Origin of the sequence: Shewanella sp. Sh95, assembly GCF_001308045.1 — a bacterium.
GTDB lineage: Bacteria > Pseudomonadota > Gammaproteobacteria > Enterobacterales > Shewanellaceae > Shewanella > Shewanella xiamenensis.
Genome location: NZ_LGYY01000073.1, coordinates 1 through 16,687, shown reverse-complemented (window position 1 = coordinate 16,687; position 16,687 = coordinate 1). Strand labels below are relative to the sequence as shown.

The window sequence follows — 16,687 nt, the reverse complement described above, 5'->3', positions numbered from 1 at the left end:
TTGGAGGTACTCAGGCGGCCTGATTATCAAATCACGGAGAAAGAATTGCTGGCGGCCTGGGTATTATTCGCCAATCAGTTGCTCAAATATGGCTATGCTATGGCTGATTTATGAGGGGATCCTTCAGGGCATGGCATTGGTGTTGGTGGAACATAATGCGGCGGCCTTTGCCGAGATTATCCAGCATTATTGGCAATTAGAGGCAGGCCGTTTATCCGAGGGGATATATACCGTTAGCGATGCCACCGTGCAGGAAGCACCAGTGAGAGCTTGGGGAAGTACACATCACTTAGGTAAAGTACAGGTGAGCGCCGAGGCGTTTGATTTCTGCTTCGATGGTTGTCAGCCCTTGTTTAGCTGTCCACAAGGGTTTGAGTTGCATGCAGGCGAGATAGTGACCTTAGTCGGGGATAATGGTGTGGGTAAAACTAGCCTATTAAAATCCATCGCGGGCATGCTGCACCTAAAGCTGCGCTTGCCGCTCAAAGTGTTAGGCCGTAAGCCTAAACTCGGTGTATATGGCGCCGAGTTAGGGTTATTGCTGCAAAGGCCGAGTCGACAACTGTTTGAAACCAGCGTGCTGGCCGAGATGCAGTTTAGTTTGAATCGTTTCGAACTGCCTAAAGAGCGTGCCGAGCAAATGCTGCTCGATCTCGAATTGAGTGCGCTGGCCGAACAGTCGCCTCATAAGTTGTCCTACGGTCAACAGCATCTTATTGCCTTGGCATCATTAGCCTGCTTGCAGCCTAAGGTGTTGCTACTTGATGATCCACTCGCGGGCATGGATAAAGAGTACTATCGCAAAGTATGGTATCTGCTCAGGCGCCTCAGTGCGCAAGGTTGCGCCATTTTAATGAGTAGTCACAGAGTAGTCGTGCATAGTGCCGTGTCTCGGCAACTCAGTTTACACAATGGGTTGTTGACGGAAGACACTCTGATGGAGGAGCGCTATGTGGGTTAGTTGTCGTCGATGGCGACTACGTGCCCGCCGGCGTTGGAGTCGCGAGAAGCTAGAAACCACGCTATGCGCGCTGTCGCTGTTTTTCGTCTGCGTACTTTCCGCCTGCGCTTTTGTATTGCCCGCCGATTTATTGCTGCCGCTGGCGGCCGTGAATGGCTTGCTTGTGCTCCATGGCTTAGCGCGCCGGGGCAGTATTATAGGCGTGGTTAAACTCGGAGTGATTCAACTGACGATTACTTTAAGTCTTTATTTATTGCTCTATGGCGTTGATCACCTCGCCCAAGGCGCCGTGGTGGTGGGACGCATTATTTTAGCGACTATCCCCGGCTGGTGGTTGTGTATCACAGCGGCGCCCGAGCGCATTGGCGAAGTATTAAGTGCATTTTTGCCGAGCAAATGGGCCTTTGTGGTGGCCGCATCTTTGAGTTTACTGCCCTATATGGCGGATGAAGTGCGCGAGATTTACCAGATCCAATGTTTGCGAGGCGCGCGTATTACCCCTAAGGCGCTGCGAAATCCTAAAAATTGGCCTGAGTTAGTGTATTGCGTGCTGTTTCCTGTATTAATCCAATTACTTAAATTATCTCGCCAGATGGCGGTTGCGGCCCAGAGCCGTCACTTTGGCAAGAGTACGCGTGTCACCCATTGGCACTCACCGAGAGACAAAAAATGAAGAAAAAACTTCCTCTGAGTTTGCAGGACTCGCTGTTTATTGGTTTTTGCGCCACTTTGCTGGTGGCATTGACGAGTATGTTAAGGCTTAAGCTCGGGATTTCTGGCCATAGCATGTTTTTGATGAGTTTCTTCTATTTGATTTGCTACGGCGTACTTGGGCGTTTTGGTAGCATGATTGCCTGTGGTGGTGTTGCAGGGCTAGTCGCGATGGCGCTCGGTGTTGGTAAGGGCGGCCCAATGATTTTATTGAAGTTTATCTTACCTGCTATCGCGATGGATCTGGTGGCCTTGTTGCTACCTCTCACCTTAAGCCTGCACTGGCGCTGCGTGATTTTAGGCATTATTGGCTGTATGGCCTGGGCGGTCAAAGTGGCTCTGACCAATGCGCTGGCGGGCATGGCGCTCGATGTTGTGCTGATCCAATGGGGTGCGAGCGTGCTTAAGGGTGGATTTTTTGCCACCTTAGGTGCCCTGCTGGTGCCTCCAGTGCTGCATAGGCTTAAGGCCCATGACCTCCTCCACCGTGACAAGTTTTAACTGCTAGGAATACCGATGAAAAATTGGCTTATTTGTATCGATGATACCGACGACATTGGCACTAAAGGCACCGGCGAGATAGCTGAGGAAATTGCACATTTGCTCGCGCAAAACTCGGGTGGCAAGGCTTCCTTTGTGACGCGGCACCAATTATTTGTGCATCCTGATATTCCTTACACCTCCCACAATAGCGCCATGTGTTTTGCGTTGCAGTCGCCGTTATCACAGGCCGAGATCTATCGTCTGGCGGTCGCGCATCTGGTGGCTGAATCTGCACCTAAGGCAGATCCTGGGATTGCAATTTTGGATGTCGATTCCGACTATGATGTGAACGCGCTGATAGACTTTGGGCTCAGAGCCAAGTGTGAAGTCATTACCAAAGCGGCCGCCTATCAGCTTGCTGAGCAGTTACAGATTCATCTGACTGAACACGGTGGTACTGGTCAAGGTGTGATTGGTGCTTTGGCTGGGCTTGGATTGCGGTTAATGGGCAATGATGGGCGAGTGAAGGGCCAAATCAAACTCGGTCAACTTGAAGAGGTTTCCCTTGAGCTACCTGTGGCGGATATCCTTGAACAAACCGGCTTGGATGCGGTGATGAGTACCGATAAATACCGCTTGGCCGCAGACGAAAAAGTCCAACTCAAAGGCAAAGTAAAAGCTGTCTATCTTGAACATCAATTTGTTTTATTAGTCGCGAAGGACGGTGAGCTGTGGCGTAATGCTGGCAAGCAAGCCTTGCAGGACTATTGAGGTGGGAATGGATCAAAAGTTACTCAAGCTGTTTGAATATGAGACTGAACGTTGGATTTTTCGGGCGGGTTTACAGCAATATTCAGAAGCAAGGCGGGCGGCGCGGTTGTGCACTCATTTTGCTCCAGATGATGAAGATGAGCAGATAGATGATGATCTTCATTCCTGCTATAACTGCCAATATCGCCGTTGGATGGTGGCAAGCTTCGAATGTGTAATATTAAAAAATGCTATATTATTAGACGATTAGCTCGCTCTTGAGTAATGGCATAGGATTCTACTAGGTTTTTGTCTTGTTCTTTGATGCTAATCATCAAAGCATATGGTGCTTTTATCTTCCTCAGCATAGAATGCGCGTTATACTGTCCTATACTTCCAGGAAGTAAACAACGGCATCGTGCGCCCAATCGTGCGGCATGTTACGTAGTCGATAGCAGTAATATTCTCTATGCCTTGGGGTTGCTAGTATGAGTGAGTCGGCAGAATCGGTTGACCTAATCAAATTGCCAGTGTCGAAATTGACGTTGGGAATGTTTGTCACAGCAATTGACAGAAATGATCAGGGCCGGTTGGCAATTGCAAATGCTGGACAAATCAAGCACAAGGACTCGATTCTAAAATTATCAAAGAGTGGCATCAAATATGTTTGGGTCGATACGGAGCGTTCGGCTGAACATTGTGGTTTTAAACGTAAAGCCAGCAACGATAGCCTATCAGAAGTTAAAAAATCCCTACTGACCCGTGAGAAGCAACAAGCGCAGGCGAAGGTCATTTTGACCGAAGCGAAGGATCTCATTCGCAAAGTACTCTCAGAAACATTCGAGGGTAAAGCGATTGAAGTCGCTCCTTTTGAAGCACTTGCTGACAGCATGATCGAGTCAGTGTTGTTGGATGAAGACGCCCTAAAGTGTATGTCAGCACTGCGCACTAAAGATGCTTATCTGTTAGAGCACTCAGTGAATGTCGCCTTCCTGCTCGTTACTTTCGGTAAATACCTTAAACTCGACCGCGCTATGTTAAGAGAAATGGCGGTGGGCGGCATTTTGCATGATATCGGCAAGATTAAGGTCGACAATAAAGTCCTGCATAAACCGGGCAAGCTCACGCCTGAAGAATTCGAGCATATGAAGTTGCATCAAGTATATGCACTTGAAATAATGAACGAAACCAAAGGGTTGTCTCAAATAAGTAAAGATATCTGCCTAATGCACCATGAAAAATTAGATGGGCGGGGCTATCCAAGGGGATTAAAGGGAGATGAGATACCTCGCCACGGTCGGATGAGTTGTATTGTCGATATATTTGATGCCTTAACCGCGACGCGTTGCTACAAAGAGGCCATGAGTCCTGCGGCCGCCTTTAAGATCTTACTGAGCTTGACGCCATTTCACTTAGATCAAGAGCTGGTTTATGAGTTTATTCGTTGTATCGGTGTATATCCTGTAGGCTCTTTAGTCGAATTGTCCGATGGTCGAGTTGGTATTGTTTGGACCTCCAAGGATAGAGATGCATTACATCCAATTGTGAAGTGTTTTTATTCTCTAAAAGCAAAGCGTTACACTGAAGTCGCCATGGTAGACCTTCTTAAATCAGACCTTCACATTGAGCGAGGCGTATCGCCAAGCTCCTTAGATATAGATCCATCACCCTTTTATTGATTGCCCAAGTTGCACTTGATATCTACCAAGATCTTAAGTGCCATTCATTGCCCCCGCTGCGCCAAAAGCCTTACACTGGGTGAAAGTTTGCTTTGGGCTCAGTTATGAACAGTGTTCGTCAATCTCTCCTTCCCATTCTCGTTATTCTGCTGTCTTTGGCGTTGTTAATTCCCGGCGTAACTCAGCCCATTTTGAGCCTTAACGGCAGCATAAATAAAGCCAAATTAGCCGAACAGGGGATTGAGCAGGTTGCCCAAAGTTTCGATGAAGACTCGGGGCGCGACAGTGCCCGCGGCATGTTGAATATGGTTAGTGGTCTGCTGGGGCTAAATAACCTTAAAGGTGAGGTCCAAGTATTGCAGCAAACCCGCAGTATTTGGAGCACAGTCACCGAATTATATAATACTGGCAATGGCTTAGTTGCAGGACTGGTGATGCTGTTTAGTATCATTATCCCTGCGGTAAAACTCAGCTTAATGTTGGTACAACAAAGCGTGAGTTCGATTGCGCTGCAGTGGCGTATTCATCATCTAGTGTCTGCGCTGGCGAAATGGTCGATGGCCGATGTGTTTGTGGTGGCCCTGATTATTACCTTTTTGGCGGGCAATGCCTCGGGCGGTATGGGTGAAATGCTAAAGACCAAGGCGCAGTTTGAGAGCGGATTTTACTTCTTTACCGCCTACTGCATCCTCTCCATCGCCAGTGGTTACTTAGTGCGTCGTCCAACCCCGATTCTGTAGTTATACCAATCGTATTAAATATCTGTTCATTCAGCGGGAGTTAAACGGGCTTTAGACAAGGCGAAGGCTTGAAGGCATAGTGGCGCTCTGTCGAAAGCCTTAAACGCAGTATAAAGCCCGTTCAACCCCGCCCTTCGGGAGCCTCACAGGCATCTCACTCCCGTGTTACATTGACTTAAAAGGGAATAACCATTTCTTCGTCAATGTGCCTTGGATTGAGATGCCTGTGAGGCTCTGAACTGATTAGATATTTAATGTGATTGGTATTAGCATACAGCAGGTTCCGTATGCCCTTTATCGTTAGGAAAGCGTGCCGTTTTGATAGATGGGCATAATCCAATAACGGCATGGGTTGTGTTTACAGACCTTTGCTAGTGCTTCAAGCAGGGCGCTTTGCTGGCTTGCAGGGTGCATAATCTCAAACTTACAAAACTCCCGATAACCTTCCACCTGTTCCTTGATATTGAAATGGCTGTGCTCTCGGCTAAATCCGCAAATATTGCCCAAGCTAAAGCCGGATAAAAACTCCAACTCAATCAGAGTGTCGACTATATCGTCCTTAATATCGTTTTGGGCGATCAGGACTAGCAGTTGTTCCGTGCTCATCGGCGTTTCTCCAGCCAAAAATACAACATGGGCAGTAAATACAGGGTCGTAATGGTCGATGTGAGCAATCCACCGATCACCACAATGGCCAAAGGTTTTTGGATTTCAGCACCAGGGCCCGAGGCGAACACTAAGGGGATCAAACCAAACATGGCGGTGGTGGCCGTCATCAGAATGGGTCTGAGTCGCCGCGCGGCACCCTGTTCGACTCTCTCCCTGAGGCTGCCAAATAAGTATTTGGTTTGTTCGTAATAACTGACCATCACTACGCCGTTAAGCACGGCGACACCTAGCAGGGCGATAAAACCTACTGAAGCGGGCACCGAGAGGTACTCCCCCGAGAGATACAAGCTGACGATACCGCCCATCATAGCGAACGGGACGTTAGCGAGGATTAATCCCGATTTTGCTAGCGAGCCAAAGGTGGTGAATAAAATCAAAGTGATCAGTGCGATAGCTATTGGGATCACCAGCAACAAATTGCTGGTGGCGCGCTGCTGGTTTTCAAACTCGCCACCGAAGCTGACGCTATAGCCGCTTGGTAGTTTGATTTCCTTGGCGATTTTGCTGTTAAGCTCTTCCACAAAGCCCACAATATCCCGCCCTTGAACGTTGGTGGTGATTACCGAAAAGCGATTTCCCTGTTCCCGCTCGATCAGGATAGGGCCCTGTTTATAACTCAATACTGCCACGTCACTTAGGCGTTTCAGGGAATGATCTGGCATTACCAATAGCTGATTTTGCAGTTCGTTGATATTGCTGATCTGCGCCTGATTATTGGCGATAAGCACAGGCGTGCGCTTCTTCCCTTGCAGCACCTCGGTGACGACCACACCTTCGAGTTGGCTCTTGAGGTAACGGGCAAATTCCATAGTGCTCATCCCAAACCCACGGGCGAGCTCGTTATCTAAGGTGAGATTAATAAAGGGGCTGCCTTCAATCATCGCCATCTTAACGTCGACACTGCCCTGAGTTGCAGTGACCAGTTGTTCTATTTCGCCGGTGAGTTTTCCTAAGGTCTCGATATCATTCCCGAATACTTTAATCGCGACATCCCCAATACTGCCTGTGAGCATTTCGGAGACACGCATCTGTATCGGTTGCGTAAAGTTAAAGTTCACGCCGGGATATTTAAGCAGCACAGTGCGGATGGCATCGATAAGCTGCTCTTTAGTGGCAAAACGCCATTCGCTGCGGGGCGCCAGCTCTAAAAACACATCGGTTTCGTTCAATCCCATGGGATCTAAACCAATCTCATCGGCACCAGTGCGTGCCACCATCTGTTTGATTTCGGGGATTTGGCTTAGCAGTGTTTGCTGGATCTGTTTATCGATAGCGATGGAGGCGTCGAGGGAAATCGAAGGGGATTTCTCTAACTGGAGAATGATGTCGCCCTCATCTAAGGTCGGCATAAAGGTTTTCCCCACCAGACTAAATAGGCCCAGACTGACGATCAGCAAGCTAAAGGCGGTGAGCATAAAAGGTTTTTGCCAACCAAAGCAGGCTTTTAGGCTTCCAAGGTAAAGATGCTTGAGCTTTTCGATGGCCTTAGGTTCTTTCGCGGCCTTTTCGTTAACGAGGTATGAGGCAATCACGGGGATCACGGTCAGCGATAACACCAGCGCCGACAGCATGGCAAACACTATGGTGATGGCGACTGGGGTAAAGAGTTTGCCTTCTAAACCACTGAGGGTGAGCAGTGGCGAGAACACTATGATGACGATAACCGTGCCCGAGACTACGGGAATGGCGACGTCTTTGGTGGCGCGAAAGATCAAGTGTAAACGCGGCAAACGCTGTTTAGTGGCGATTAAATTCACCATGTTTTCAACCACGACCACGGAGGAGTCCACCAACATGCCGATAGCGATAACGAGGCCTCCAAGACTCATCAAGTTAGCGGAGAGATTGAAGTGATCCATCATCAAAAAGGTGAACAGTGCGGCCAGCGGTAGCGATAGGGAGACCACTAACGCGGCGCGCACATTACCTAAAAACAGCGCCAGCAATACTATGACCAGCACAACGGCCTCGAATAGCGCATTGGAAATAGTCTCGATAGCGGTATTGATCAGGTTAGCGCGGTCGTAAAAGGTGTTTATCTGGCTGCCTTCGGGGAGAGTCAGGCTGATTTGCGCTAGCTTTTCCTTAATGTTGTTAACCACTTGTGCCGTATTGGCGTCCTTGAGGGCAATGATTAAGGCTTCGGCGGTTTCGTTACCATCCTTAGTGACGGCGCCGTATCGCGCAAGGTGACCTATCTGGATATCGGCGAGATCCTGCAAGCGATAGACCTTAGCATTATCGGCTTTGATCACTAGCTGTTTAAGCTCGTCGATATCATCGATACGTCCCTCGGAGCGCACTATGATGGTGTCTGTACCTATGGTGAGCTTACCTGCACCTTCGTTGTGATTATTCTCCACAATCGCCTGTTGCAGCGCGGCAAAGCTCACACCCGCAGCCGCCATCGCCGCAGGATTGGGGCTGATGCTAAAACTCTTGGCATAACCGCCGAGGATATTCACATCGGCAACACCGGGCACTGTGCGCAGCAGCGGCCGAATTTCCCACTCGAGTAATTGACGTCGCTCCAGCAGGGAAAGATTGGGGTTTTCGAGTGAAAACATAAAGATTTCACTGAGCGGTGTGCTCATGGGCGCCACGCCGCCACTCACGCCTTCGGGAAAACTATCCCAGACCGCAGTGAGTCGCTCGCTCACCTGTTGGCGCGCCCAATAGATATCCGTGCCTTCTTCAAAATCGAGGGTGATATCGCTAATGGCGTACTTAGTGGTCGAGCGCAGAATCGATTGCCGCGGAATGCCGAGCAGTTCGGTTTCAATCGGAACCGTAATCTGGGCCTCGATTTCCTCCGGCGTCATGCCCGGAGCCTTGAGGATTATCTTCACTTGGGTTGGGGAAATATCCGGAAAGGCATCCAAGGGAATGGCAAACCAAGCGCGTGCGCCAGCCAACATGAGGATCAGCGCCACTATCAGCACAAAGAGTCGCTGAGTGAGCGAAAAACGGATCACAGAGGTGAGCATCTTATTCGCCTCCTAAACCGAGCATGATGCCTTTCACCGCGGCAACCGACTGGGATAGGACTTGCAGCTGACTCAAGTCTTGATCGCTGGCGACAATATATTGCTCTGGCGTCGAGCCTAAAATATCGACCGTCAACGCATTGAGCTGATTATCGGACAGAGTGAACACTTGGCTGTCCTGCTCCCAACTAAACACACTGTTTTTGGGGAGTAGATACACGGCTTTTTGATACTCGGGAACCACTGTCATTTGCTGGCCTAACAATAGGTTACACTCCTGCGGTACCGCCGATGACCAAGCCGTAACAAAGGCGCCTTCGGCAATCGCCGACAATGACTCAATCGCGATATGGCATTGATTAATGTTGATGGCCGACAGGGAGTGTGACTGGCCCGTCGGCACATTCACTTTGACGCGGATGCTGTTATTGGGCACCAGAGAAAACAGCTGATCCCCGGCCATATAAGGGCCGCTGATGGCATTGAGTTTAACGATACCGTCAACGGGCGCGGCGACAACTAAGGAGTCGGTAGCCGCATCCGTGCTGTGGACGCGTTCCATAAAGTGCTGCATATGCTCGTATTCGAGGTGGGTCGTGAAATAGTCCTGACTGATCTCACGCCATTTTTCGGCGCTTATACTGCCATTGGCGAGCAAAGGTTTGTTACGCTCATAGCGACTCTTAGCGAGTTGATACAGGCTCGCCGCGGCCTCGACTTGGGCGAGGTAGTGGAATACTTCTGGCCCTGTGAGTTTGACTATCGCTTGGCCTTTACTGACGCGCTGACCTTGGCCGACGAGAAAGTGCACCTGCTGGATATTCTCGGGCGTGCTGATCCAGTAATCATTGCCGGGGAGAATTTCAACCTGCGCCGGCAGTGGGCTGCCCTCATAACTGGCGACTCTTTGGGGTTGGGTGTAACTGAGGTCGAGATTACCTAAGGCGCTAATGGCTAAGCTTTCGGCCTGTGCCAAACCTACAACACTCGTGGATAAACAGAGAAGGCATGCGCCGTACTTGGCCATCATAATGAAATTCCTAAGGCTTGGAGTTGTTGGGAATGCAGTTGTTGTAAACTGACGCGGTTGAGCGCCAAGCGGGATTCGGTGTCGAGCGCCTCCATATAGCGGCGTAGCCAGACTTCATAACTCACCTGATCTTGATCTTTTACCTTGGCGAGTTCCTCGGTAATGGTGCGACTGAGGGCGAGCGCTTGGGTGAGTAGGCGCTGTTGCTCGACGAGGTTAGTTTGCTGGCGGACTAATTGATCCCATTGGTTTTTAAGCTCGAGGGCGCTGCGGTCAAGATTGAGACTTTGCTCGGTATTCGCTTGTTGCCATTGGGACAAATCGCTCTGGGACAGCGCCGAGCCCAAGGTTAAGGGCACTGACACGGCGATGCCTAACTGCTGATCATCCACGCCCGTATCCGCGGTATTTTTTGCTGTGAGTGAGACGGTCCAAGGATCACGCTCACCCGCTTGCTGAGTTTGGATCAGCAGCAGGTGTTGCTGTTGTTGCAGCTTTAGCAATTGCCATAGGGGATGTTGGGCTAAGGTCTCGGCGCCCTTGCCAAGCGGGCGGTCAGTTTCTTCTATCGCGCTCGGCATTCGGTCTTGACCCGTCAGCTGTTGATACAGGGCTAAAGATTGGGCTTGTTGCTGCAGAATGTCGGCGCGGCTTAAGGCGATATCGACACTTTCCCGCTCCAGTAGCAGAGTGTTGGCCAGTGGCAGTTCCCCCGCATCGGTCAGTTGTTTTTGCTGGCGATGGAGTTTATCGAGCAACTGCTGTTTGCGCTCAAGCTGCGACAGTTTGACTTCGCTCTGGCGGTATTCCCACAAGCTCTGCCTTAATAATCCCGAGAGATACAAGCCTTGCAGCGCTGTTTGTTGTTGATGAATTTGCTCGGCGAGTTGTTTTATTTGCTTATCGCTGCTGTGTAGCGCGGGCGATTTAAATGGCAAATTGACTGAGAGTTCCTGCTCGTAGCTGTTACTATTATCCAAACTCCCGAGGTGACTTAAGCTAATGCTCGGCAGGCCAGTGAGCCAGGTCGAGCTGGATAAATTTGCCGATTGGGTATTCGACGAAGTGAGATGAGTCAACCTCGCTTGGCTGCTTGACAGCGCTTGGGAAAGTTCGGCTTCCGCCGCAAGACACAGGAAACTACTGCCGACTAAGCTGGTCAACAGACATAACTTGATACAAGACGAACTGACAGACATGAGATGATTCTGTGGTATTAAACAATGCTGTCAGTGTAGGGATTGACGGGTGAAAGTCATCGGGGACCTGTATCATAAATCCGCCTATGGTACATATGTCCCATAAAGTAATTGATTGATTTTGCTTTTATTTAGGAGTTTTAGATGAAGGATATTGTCATTATTGGTCTGCTGGCACTCATCATGTGCTTTAAGCTTTTTGACATTAGTTCCGACATTCAATTAGGCATTCCGCAATGGCACTTAGTGCAGGAAGCCATACTCTTAGTGCTCACCGCTGTCGGTGCCATCTACCTCAGTTACGATTTAATGCGCCGCTCGCGCGAGGTTAAAGCCTTAGCAAAACGCCTCGAGTACGCCGATAAGAAAATCGACAATATGTCGACCCAAATGCGCTCCGCCAGACAGGAATACAGCCAAGCCGTATCGAACCAGTTTGATACTTGGGGTTTTACCAAGAGCGAGCAGCAAGTCGCATTTTTATTGCTTAAGGGGCTGAGTTTTAAAGAAATTGCCGAAGTTAGGCAGACAAAAGAGAAAACCGTGCGCCAACAGGCGTCGACCATTTATGGCAAGGCCGATGTGGATGGCCGCCACACCTTTTGTGCTTGGTTTATGGAGGATTTTATTCAAGAACATAACCAAGAACTGGCGGCAAACGAGTCCGATAGCGCCCATAAAGCCGCTTAAGCTAAACGCTCAGGCTTAGTTTTTATAGCTATTTGTTATTGAAAATCGATATTGGCTGGCTTTTTAGTTCTAAACAATAATGATCATCCCCTAAGTTTGTCGGATGATGCAATTGAAAAACTCGCTACTGATTGTGTTTTGCTTTATTGCCCTCGTTGCATCCACGCAAACCACAGGATTACTCCGCTCGCTGATTGAGTTTTCCGCCTTTTTAGGCGTACTGGGGTTGGCTTGGCGGATTAAACCCAACGCCGAATAAAGCTTCCCGCGTTAGCGCGTCAATCAGAGTCGTTAGACTCAAATCCAATCTATTGAAAATACAGAATATAACCTAAAGACGTTATTCCTATCGCTGCCCACAGGATCACGCCCAGCAGCAAAGGCTTAGGACCGCTTGCCCGCATTTTTTGCACCGTAATCCCCGCGCCAATCAAAAATAGACACAGAACCAAGGTACGTTTCGACACCATAAACAGCGTGTCGTAGAGCGGCTGAAACTGCGGCAACCAATGGGCGATTGCAATGGCTAAACAGTAAAATCCGATAAAATACGGTAGGTTAAGCTTACGTTTATCGCCGCCAAAGATCAGCGCACTGACAAGGGCGATAGGGATAATCCACAGTGCGCGCGCCAGTTTAATGGTTGTGGCGGTTTTAAGTGCTTCATCACCATAGGCAGAGGCCGCGCCGACAACTGAGGAAGTGTCGTGAATCGCGATGGCACTCCACACGCCAAAATCGTATTGGCTCATATTGAGTAAATGCCCGAGGGCGGGGAATAAAAACAAAGCCACCGAGTTGAGTACAAATACACAGGCTAATGCGGTAGCGGTTTGGTCTGGTTTGGCATTAATGGCGGGCGATACGGCAGCAATCGCGCTACCGCCACAAATAGCGGGGCCAGAGGCGATTAAGTGCCCTGTGATCGGGTCAAACTTTAAAGCGCGAGTCACCATAAAGCCCAAGAACAGCGTAAAAATAATCGAGCCGACAATCAGCCCGAGATTGTGGCTACTGGCCTCAATCGCGGCATTGAAGTTAATGCCAAAGCCTAAGCCGATAATCGAATAGGACAGTAATTTTTTGGTGAGGGCGGCGATATTCCAGTCGTTTGGTACCCAACCTAGGCTGGCTAAGGTAAAACCGAGCACAAGTGCCATAGGGGATGAGATAACAGGCGCGAGACACAGTAGCGCAGCGCAGATAAACATAAGGCGATGGGGTTGCTTAAGTTGCGAGACTATCGATGAAAAATTCATAACGCCTTAGGTTTGCGACTGAGTGTTTGGTTCTAACTACTGGAGCGCGGTTTTATATGGCAACGAGGTTAGAACTGAGACGCTGATAAAAGCGGGTATTATAGCGATGGAATTAATCTTCAATAAAATCAATTTAATTTATTTTGAGAGTCAGTTTTACTGACTATTGGGCCGATGGAATGAACATCAAGGAAAGCTGAGGAGATTCACCTATGGTTTCATCTCCTCCAACTGTAGGATTAAATTAAAGATTAACAATGCTTTGCAGGCTGTAATCACCACCGTCTTTAGCGGTAAACAACTTGTCTTGAATATCGTTGGCGCTTGGCATTCCCGCATGTAACAGGCTTAACCAGTGGCGAGATGTGGCGTTGCGAGTGTCCTTTGGCTCAGTCGCTTGTGCCATTGGGGTTTCGATTTGTACATCTTCCAAATTCGCTAAATCCCGCGCGCCTATCATGCCAGTGCGGTCGAAACATAACTCTACATGGCAGCCTTGGTCCTGTAACACTATGGCGCTTGGTGCATCTTTAGTGCCGTTGAAGGCAACAAACTGCTTGGTTTGGCGTAATCCGCTGTGGCTGCCGTCGGCAAAAAATGCCAGCAGGTGTTGGTAGTAAACCACATAGCTGATCACATCCTGGTGCGAACCCGCATCCAGCGGGAAATGACGGTCGAGGAATTGCTTCGCTTGGGCAAGTTTTTCATGCTCGGCCACGTTCACTTGGGCGACGGCAAGCACTTCTTCTGCGATGAAGCTGTTAAGATTCGATTGGATCTGGTTGCTCTTGATAATTGACATATTCATCGCTAGTTCCTCTACACTTTCCAATTTAAAAATTAGGGCCTTGATTTCACTTTAGCTTGTCCAACAGCGTTAATCGTTAAGCAGTGCTAGGTGGATAACCCTTCCTCGATTGCTTAATTTGTAGTCTAGTCTTTTTTTGACTACAATTTCACAATAAAAATTTTACAATGTGAATTTTACAAAATGCGCAATGACCAGAGCTTGATGAGAAAATCACACTTCCTTGGAACAAAAATACGTAACCTACGGAAACGTAACAATTTAACCATGGAAGATTTATCCGCGCGTTGCATCCGCGTCGATGCGGGCAGTGCGCCCTCTGTGTCATATTTGTCGATGATCGAACGCGGCAAACGCGTACCCAGTGCCGAAATGTTGGCCGTGATTGCCACTGTATTTCAAAAGGACGTTGACTGGTTTTTAGACGACGTGCCCGAGGAGAGTGCCATCACGCCGGACAAGGGCCGCCGTGGTGGGATCAGCGGCATGGCGCTCGAACCCAGCTTTTTGTTTTCAAATGATATTTTGCAAATAGCTATCCCTGAAATGCTATCCCAGACGGGGATTTCGGGTCGACAATTCGCCCACTTATTAATCCGCGCCCATCAGGAGCACCATCAAAACCATTTCCCCGATCTTGAACGTGCCGCCGAAGAGGTTGGGTTAAAACGTATGCCCTTATCCCTCGAGGAGATGCTGGATATTGCCAAGGGCGTAGGCTTAAAAATCAAATGGATAGATAGTACGCCCCAGGAGGTGATCGACGAGCGTGGCGTAAGCTCCCATCAGTTAGTGACCTCTTTCTTCGAGCCGCCCAGCACGATTTACATCAATAAAGTCCTTAAAAATCGCCCCAGTCGGCTGAAGTACGATCTCGCCGCCCATATCGGTCATTGCGTATTGCACAACAAAGATGGGCTTAAGAATGTGATGATCTCCGGCCGAAAACTGGAGATGGATGAAGAAGTCACGATGCAATCTAATACCCTGAACGCGCAGGATATTTTGCATGCGTGGCGCGACTTCGAATCCAGCTTTTTTGCCGGAGCCCTGTTATGCCCTAAGGTGCCGTATCGACAATTACTCGACCGTCACGGTTACGAAATTGAGGTGCATAAACAGCTGCAAGTGTCGGCCTCGGTCGCCATGCGACGGATGACTGTGGTATCGCCTTATCCCCATTGGCATTATTTTGATGCCTATGCGCCGGGCAAACTCAAGGCCGTTTACCGTGGTAATGGCATTCCCCTGCCTTGGGGCAATATGCGGCTGGTGGAAGACCCTTGCCAGCATTGGGCGGTGTTTAGAATGATCAGTGAACCTTCAGTTGGGACATCGGCGCAAATTTCGATTTTAAATGTGGGTAATGAACCACGGATTTACTGCTGCGAGTCGATTAAGGTCGAAGACTCGGCGGGCAACCCCCATGTGCTCTGTGCCGGTATCGATTTAAATCCGGCCATTGAGGCTCAAGGTAAGGATGCACTCTCTATCGCCCATGATTTAAAAGCCGCCTGTGTCTCTGGCGGCGGATCAGTCGCGATTCCCAAGCATATTAAAAGCGATCTCGTCAGCGTGGCTAAAATATTGAATATCAACTGGATTGAACGCGGTATTAAAAATGATGCCCGGCTTATCTGCTCCCGCGGTGCCGTCTGCCCACGGCAACCCAGCTGTTATCAAGCGGGTAAATCGCAGTGTGATGGGGTGGAGTAAACTATGCCGCGAAGTTTTGCATAGGGTTTAGTAAATGGCTGCTATTAAGTACTCTCACTTCAGTGACACGTCGCCCTTTTATTTTATAAGAAGTCGTCCCTGAGGGCTCGACGGCGGCGTCTGCAGCATATGGATGTGCGAATGCCGCGATCACATGGATGTGAATGAGCGGCTATGTCGCCAATGGTCACTGTCGCGAGAATGTTTAACTCAGCGAACTCAGATGTCTGTATTGCTCATTGAGTTGATAGTGCACACATAACGGCTTTATTCTGAGGTATGAGTAACTAATTAATAAAAAGGGATTTTATGTCTGATGATATTGTAGAGTTTAACTGGAAAGAGCCTGTGTTTTGCGCAGAAGGAATGGAACTATTTCCAAGGGATACATTAGATCGCGCTAGATACGCTTCTTTTTTACACAATTATTTGGCAGTTAATGCCATCGATGGCGGCTATGTTTTAAACCTAAATGCAAAGTGGGGGTCTGGTAAAACCTACTTTATTAATCGCTGGATGGAAAGTATTAAAGATACGCACCCTGTTGTTTACATTGATGCATGGAAGCAGGATTACTCTGACGATCCTATGCTTACCGTTATTTCATCTTTGATAAATGCTTTAAGTGAGCAATTGCCTGCTGAAAATGAAATTCTGTCAAATATTACTGAAAAATCAGCCCGATTTATCAAAGCAGCTGCGCCCTGAAGAATCCCCTGATGATTTACAAATAAATCATCAAATTAGGGTGGAAGCGCATCTTGTTGCATGATCAAATGGTTTCGCTAAAAACTACACTTGGACAACAAGATGCGCGAAGCCAATATCCTACAACATTCTTTACACCAATACTGCCCAGAACTTCACCTAAAACGATTAAACAGCTTGATGCTGGCCTCTAAGGCACTGATTGAATGTAAGACACTGACCTTGACTGAGTTAGGTCGAAATTTACCAACCACGGCCCGAACCAAGCACAACATCAAGCGCATTGATCGTTTGCTC

Annotated in this window: 16 protein-coding genes and 2 pseudogenes; 12 read left to right on the top strand and 6 right to left on the bottom strand. The window is 48.8% G+C overall.

The window, feature by feature from the left end; all coding sequences use genetic code 11:
* Positions 1-118: 118 nt before the first annotated feature.
* The 7 genes and pseudogenes from AEA42_RS05455 to AEA42_RS05425 all read left to right on the top strand — a co-directional run.
* Positions 119-961 (top strand): annotated as a pseudogene (locus tag AEA42_RS05455) (ABC transporter ATP-binding protein); the annotation flags it as partial.
* Complete coding sequence (locus AEA42_RS05450) at positions 951-1,634, top strand: energy-coupling factor transporter transmembrane component T (protein WP_055647189.1); 684 nt, start codon at positions 951-953, stop codon at positions 1,632-1,634. The pseudogene AEA42_RS05455 and the gene AEA42_RS05450, both read left to right, overlap by 11 nt.
* A complete protein-coding gene (locus AEA42_RS05445; RefSeq protein ID WP_037423966.1) occupies positions 1,631-2,173 on the top strand; it encodes a hypothetical protein in 543 nt (180 codons plus the stop codon). Before AEA42_RS05450 ends, AEA42_RS05445 begins: the two co-directional genes overlap by 4 nt.
* Positions 2,174-2,188: 15 nt before the next feature.
* Positions 2,189-2,926 carry a DNA-binding protein gene (locus tag AEA42_RS05440; protein WP_037428353.1) on the top strand — a complete coding sequence of 246 codons (738 nt, stop codon included), beginning with the start codon at positions 2,189-2,191 and terminating at the stop codon, positions 2,924-2,926.
* 7 nt (positions 2,927-2,933) lie between these two features.
* On the top strand, positions 2,934-3,176 hold the full coding sequence (locus AEA42_RS05435) for a hypothetical protein (protein WP_055647188.1): 243 nt from the start codon (positions 2,934-2,936) through the stop codon (positions 3,174-3,176).
* Between the two features lie 217 nt (positions 3,177-3,393).
* Positions 3,394-4,584, top strand: a complete 1,191-nt coding sequence (locus AEA42_RS05430; protein ID WP_037428357.1) for an HD-GYP domain-containing protein — start codon at positions 3,394-3,396, stop codon at positions 4,582-4,584.
* A 104-nt stretch (positions 4,585-4,688) separates the two neighbouring features.
* On the top strand, positions 4,689-5,324 hold the full coding sequence (locus AEA42_RS05425) for a paraquat-inducible protein A (RefSeq protein WP_037423959.1): 636 nt from the start codon (positions 4,689-4,691) through the stop codon (positions 5,322-5,324).
* Positions 5,325-5,624: 300 nt separating this feature from the next.
* Here the strand turns inward: AEA42_RS05425 and AEA42_RS05420 are convergent, their stop codons facing one another.
* From AEA42_RS05420 to AEA42_RS05405, 4 genes are read right to left on the bottom strand one after another with little or no spacing between them, the layout of a single operon-like run.
* Positions 5,625-5,930 carry a DUF3240 family protein gene (locus tag AEA42_RS05420; protein ID WP_011627657.1) on the bottom strand — a complete coding sequence of 102 codons (306 nt, stop codon included), beginning with the start codon at positions 5,928-5,930 and terminating at the stop codon, positions 5,625-5,627.
* Positions 5,927-8,980 carry a CusA/CzcA family heavy metal efflux RND transporter gene (locus AEA42_RS05415; RefSeq protein WP_055647187.1) on the bottom strand — a complete coding sequence of 1,018 codons (3,054 nt, stop codon included), beginning with the start codon at positions 8,978-8,980 and terminating at the stop codon, positions 5,927-5,929. Before AEA42_RS05415 ends, AEA42_RS05420 begins: the two co-directional genes overlap by 4 nt.
* A gap of 1 nt (position 8,981) precedes the next feature.
* Positions 8,982-10,010, bottom strand: a complete 1,029-nt coding sequence (locus AEA42_RS05410) for a membrane fusion-like protein (RefSeq protein WP_055647186.1) — start codon at positions 10,008-10,010, stop codon at positions 8,982-8,984.
* Complete coding sequence (locus AEA42_RS05405) at positions 10,007-11,209, bottom strand: hypothetical protein (protein ID WP_055647185.1); 1,203 nt, start codon at positions 11,207-11,209, stop codon at positions 10,007-10,009. The genes AEA42_RS05410 and AEA42_RS05405 overlap by 4 nt, the downstream gene beginning before the upstream one ends.
* A gap of 144 nt (positions 11,210-11,353) precedes the next feature.
* On the opposite strand from AEA42_RS05405, the gene AEA42_RS05400 reads away from it, so the two are divergent.
* Positions 11,354-11,899, top strand: a complete 546-nt coding sequence (locus AEA42_RS05400; RefSeq protein WP_037428372.1) for a LuxR C-terminal-related transcriptional regulator — start codon at positions 11,354-11,356, stop codon at positions 11,897-11,899.
* 103 nt (positions 11,900-12,002) lie between these two features.
* The gene (locus tag AEA42_RS22140) at positions 12,003-12,158 is read left to right on the top strand and encodes a hypothetical protein (protein ID WP_162531799.1); all 156 of its coding nucleotides are present in this window, start codon (positions 12,003-12,005) and stop codon (positions 12,156-12,158) included.
* 49 nt (positions 12,159-12,207) lie between these two features.
* On the opposite strand, the gene AEA42_RS05395 is transcribed toward AEA42_RS22140, so the two are convergent.
* Positions 12,208-13,158, bottom strand: a complete 951-nt coding sequence (locus AEA42_RS05395; RefSeq protein ID WP_055647184.1) for a putative sulfate exporter family transporter — start codon at positions 13,156-13,158, stop codon at positions 12,208-12,210.
* 244 nt (positions 13,159-13,402) lie between these two features.
* Positions 13,403-13,966, bottom strand: a complete 564-nt coding sequence (locus AEA42_RS05390) for a malate synthase (RefSeq protein ID WP_037423939.1) — start codon at positions 13,964-13,966, stop codon at positions 13,403-13,405.
* 183 nt (positions 13,967-14,149) lie between these two features.
* Here AEA42_RS05390 and AEA42_RS05385 point away from each other — a divergent pair, with 183 nt between their 5' ends.
* From AEA42_RS05385 to AEA42_RS05375, 3 genes and pseudogenes are all read left to right on the top strand, one after another.
* Entirely contained in the window at positions 14,150-15,682 is a 1,533-nt protein-coding gene (locus AEA42_RS05385) for a DUF3612 domain-containing protein (protein ID WP_055647183.1), read from the top strand.
* A 309-nt stretch (positions 15,683-15,991) separates the two neighbouring features.
* Positions 15,992-16,390 (top strand): P-loop NTPase fold protein, encoded by a 399-nt coding sequence (locus AEA42_RS05380; RefSeq protein WP_055647182.1) that lies wholly within the window; start codon positions 15,992-15,994, stop codon positions 16,388-16,390.
* Between the two features lie 102 nt (positions 16,391-16,492).
* Positions 16,493-16,687: pseudogene (locus AEA42_RS05375) on the top strand (IS4 family transposase); the annotation flags it as partial.

Coding starts and splice junctions, on each gene's coding strand:
- AEA42_RS05450 (WP_055647189.1), top strand. CDS start 951: ATGTGGGTTAGTTGTCGTCGATGGCGACTACGTGCCCGCCGGCGTTGG.
- AEA42_RS05445 (WP_037423966.1), top strand. CDS start 1,631: ATGAAGAAAAAACTTCCTCTGAGTTTGCAGGACTCGCTGTTTATTGGT.
- AEA42_RS05440 (WP_037428353.1), top strand. CDS start 2,189: ATGAAAAATTGGCTTATTTGTATCGATGATACCGACGACATTGGCACT.
- AEA42_RS05435 (WP_055647188.1), top strand. CDS start 2,934: ATGGATCAAAAGTTACTCAAGCTGTTTGAATATGAGACTGAACGTTGG.
- AEA42_RS05430 (WP_037428357.1), top strand. CDS start 3,394: ATGAGTGAGTCGGCAGAATCGGTTGACCTAATCAAATTGCCAGTGTCG.
- AEA42_RS05425 (WP_037423959.1), top strand. CDS start 4,689: ATGAACAGTGTTCGTCAATCTCTCCTTCCCATTCTCGTTATTCTGCTG.
- AEA42_RS05420 (WP_011627657.1), bottom strand. CDS start 5,930: ATGAGCACGGAACAACTGCTAGTCCTGATCGCCCAAAACGATATTAAG.
- AEA42_RS05415 (WP_055647187.1), bottom strand. CDS start 8,980: ATGCTCACCTCTGTGATCCGTTTTTCGCTCACTCAGCGACTCTTTGTG.
- AEA42_RS05410 (WP_055647186.1), bottom strand. CDS start 10,010: ATGATGGCCAAGTACGGCGCATGCCTTCTCTGTTTATCCACGAGTGTT.
- AEA42_RS05405 (WP_055647185.1), bottom strand. CDS start 11,209: ATGTCTGTCAGTTCGTCTTGTATCAAGTTATGTCTGTTGACCAGCTTA.
- AEA42_RS05400 (WP_037428372.1), top strand. CDS start 11,354: ATGAAGGATATTGTCATTATTGGTCTGCTGGCACTCATCATGTGCTTT.
- AEA42_RS22140 (WP_162531799.1), top strand. CDS start 12,003: ATGATGCAATTGAAAAACTCGCTACTGATTGTGTTTTGCTTTATTGCC.
- AEA42_RS05395 (WP_055647184.1), bottom strand. CDS start 13,158: ATGAATTTTTCATCGATAGTCTCGCAACTTAAGCAACCCCATCGCCTT.
- AEA42_RS05390 (WP_037423939.1), bottom strand. CDS start 13,966: ATGAATATGTCAATTATCAAGAGCAACCAGATCCAATCGAATCTTAAC.
- AEA42_RS05385 (WP_055647183.1), top strand. CDS start 14,150: ATGCGCAATGACCAGAGCTTGATGAGAAAATCACACTTCCTTGGAACA.
- AEA42_RS05380 (WP_055647182.1), top strand. CDS start 15,992: ATGTCTGATGATATTGTAGAGTTTAACTGGAAAGAGCCTGTGTTTTGC.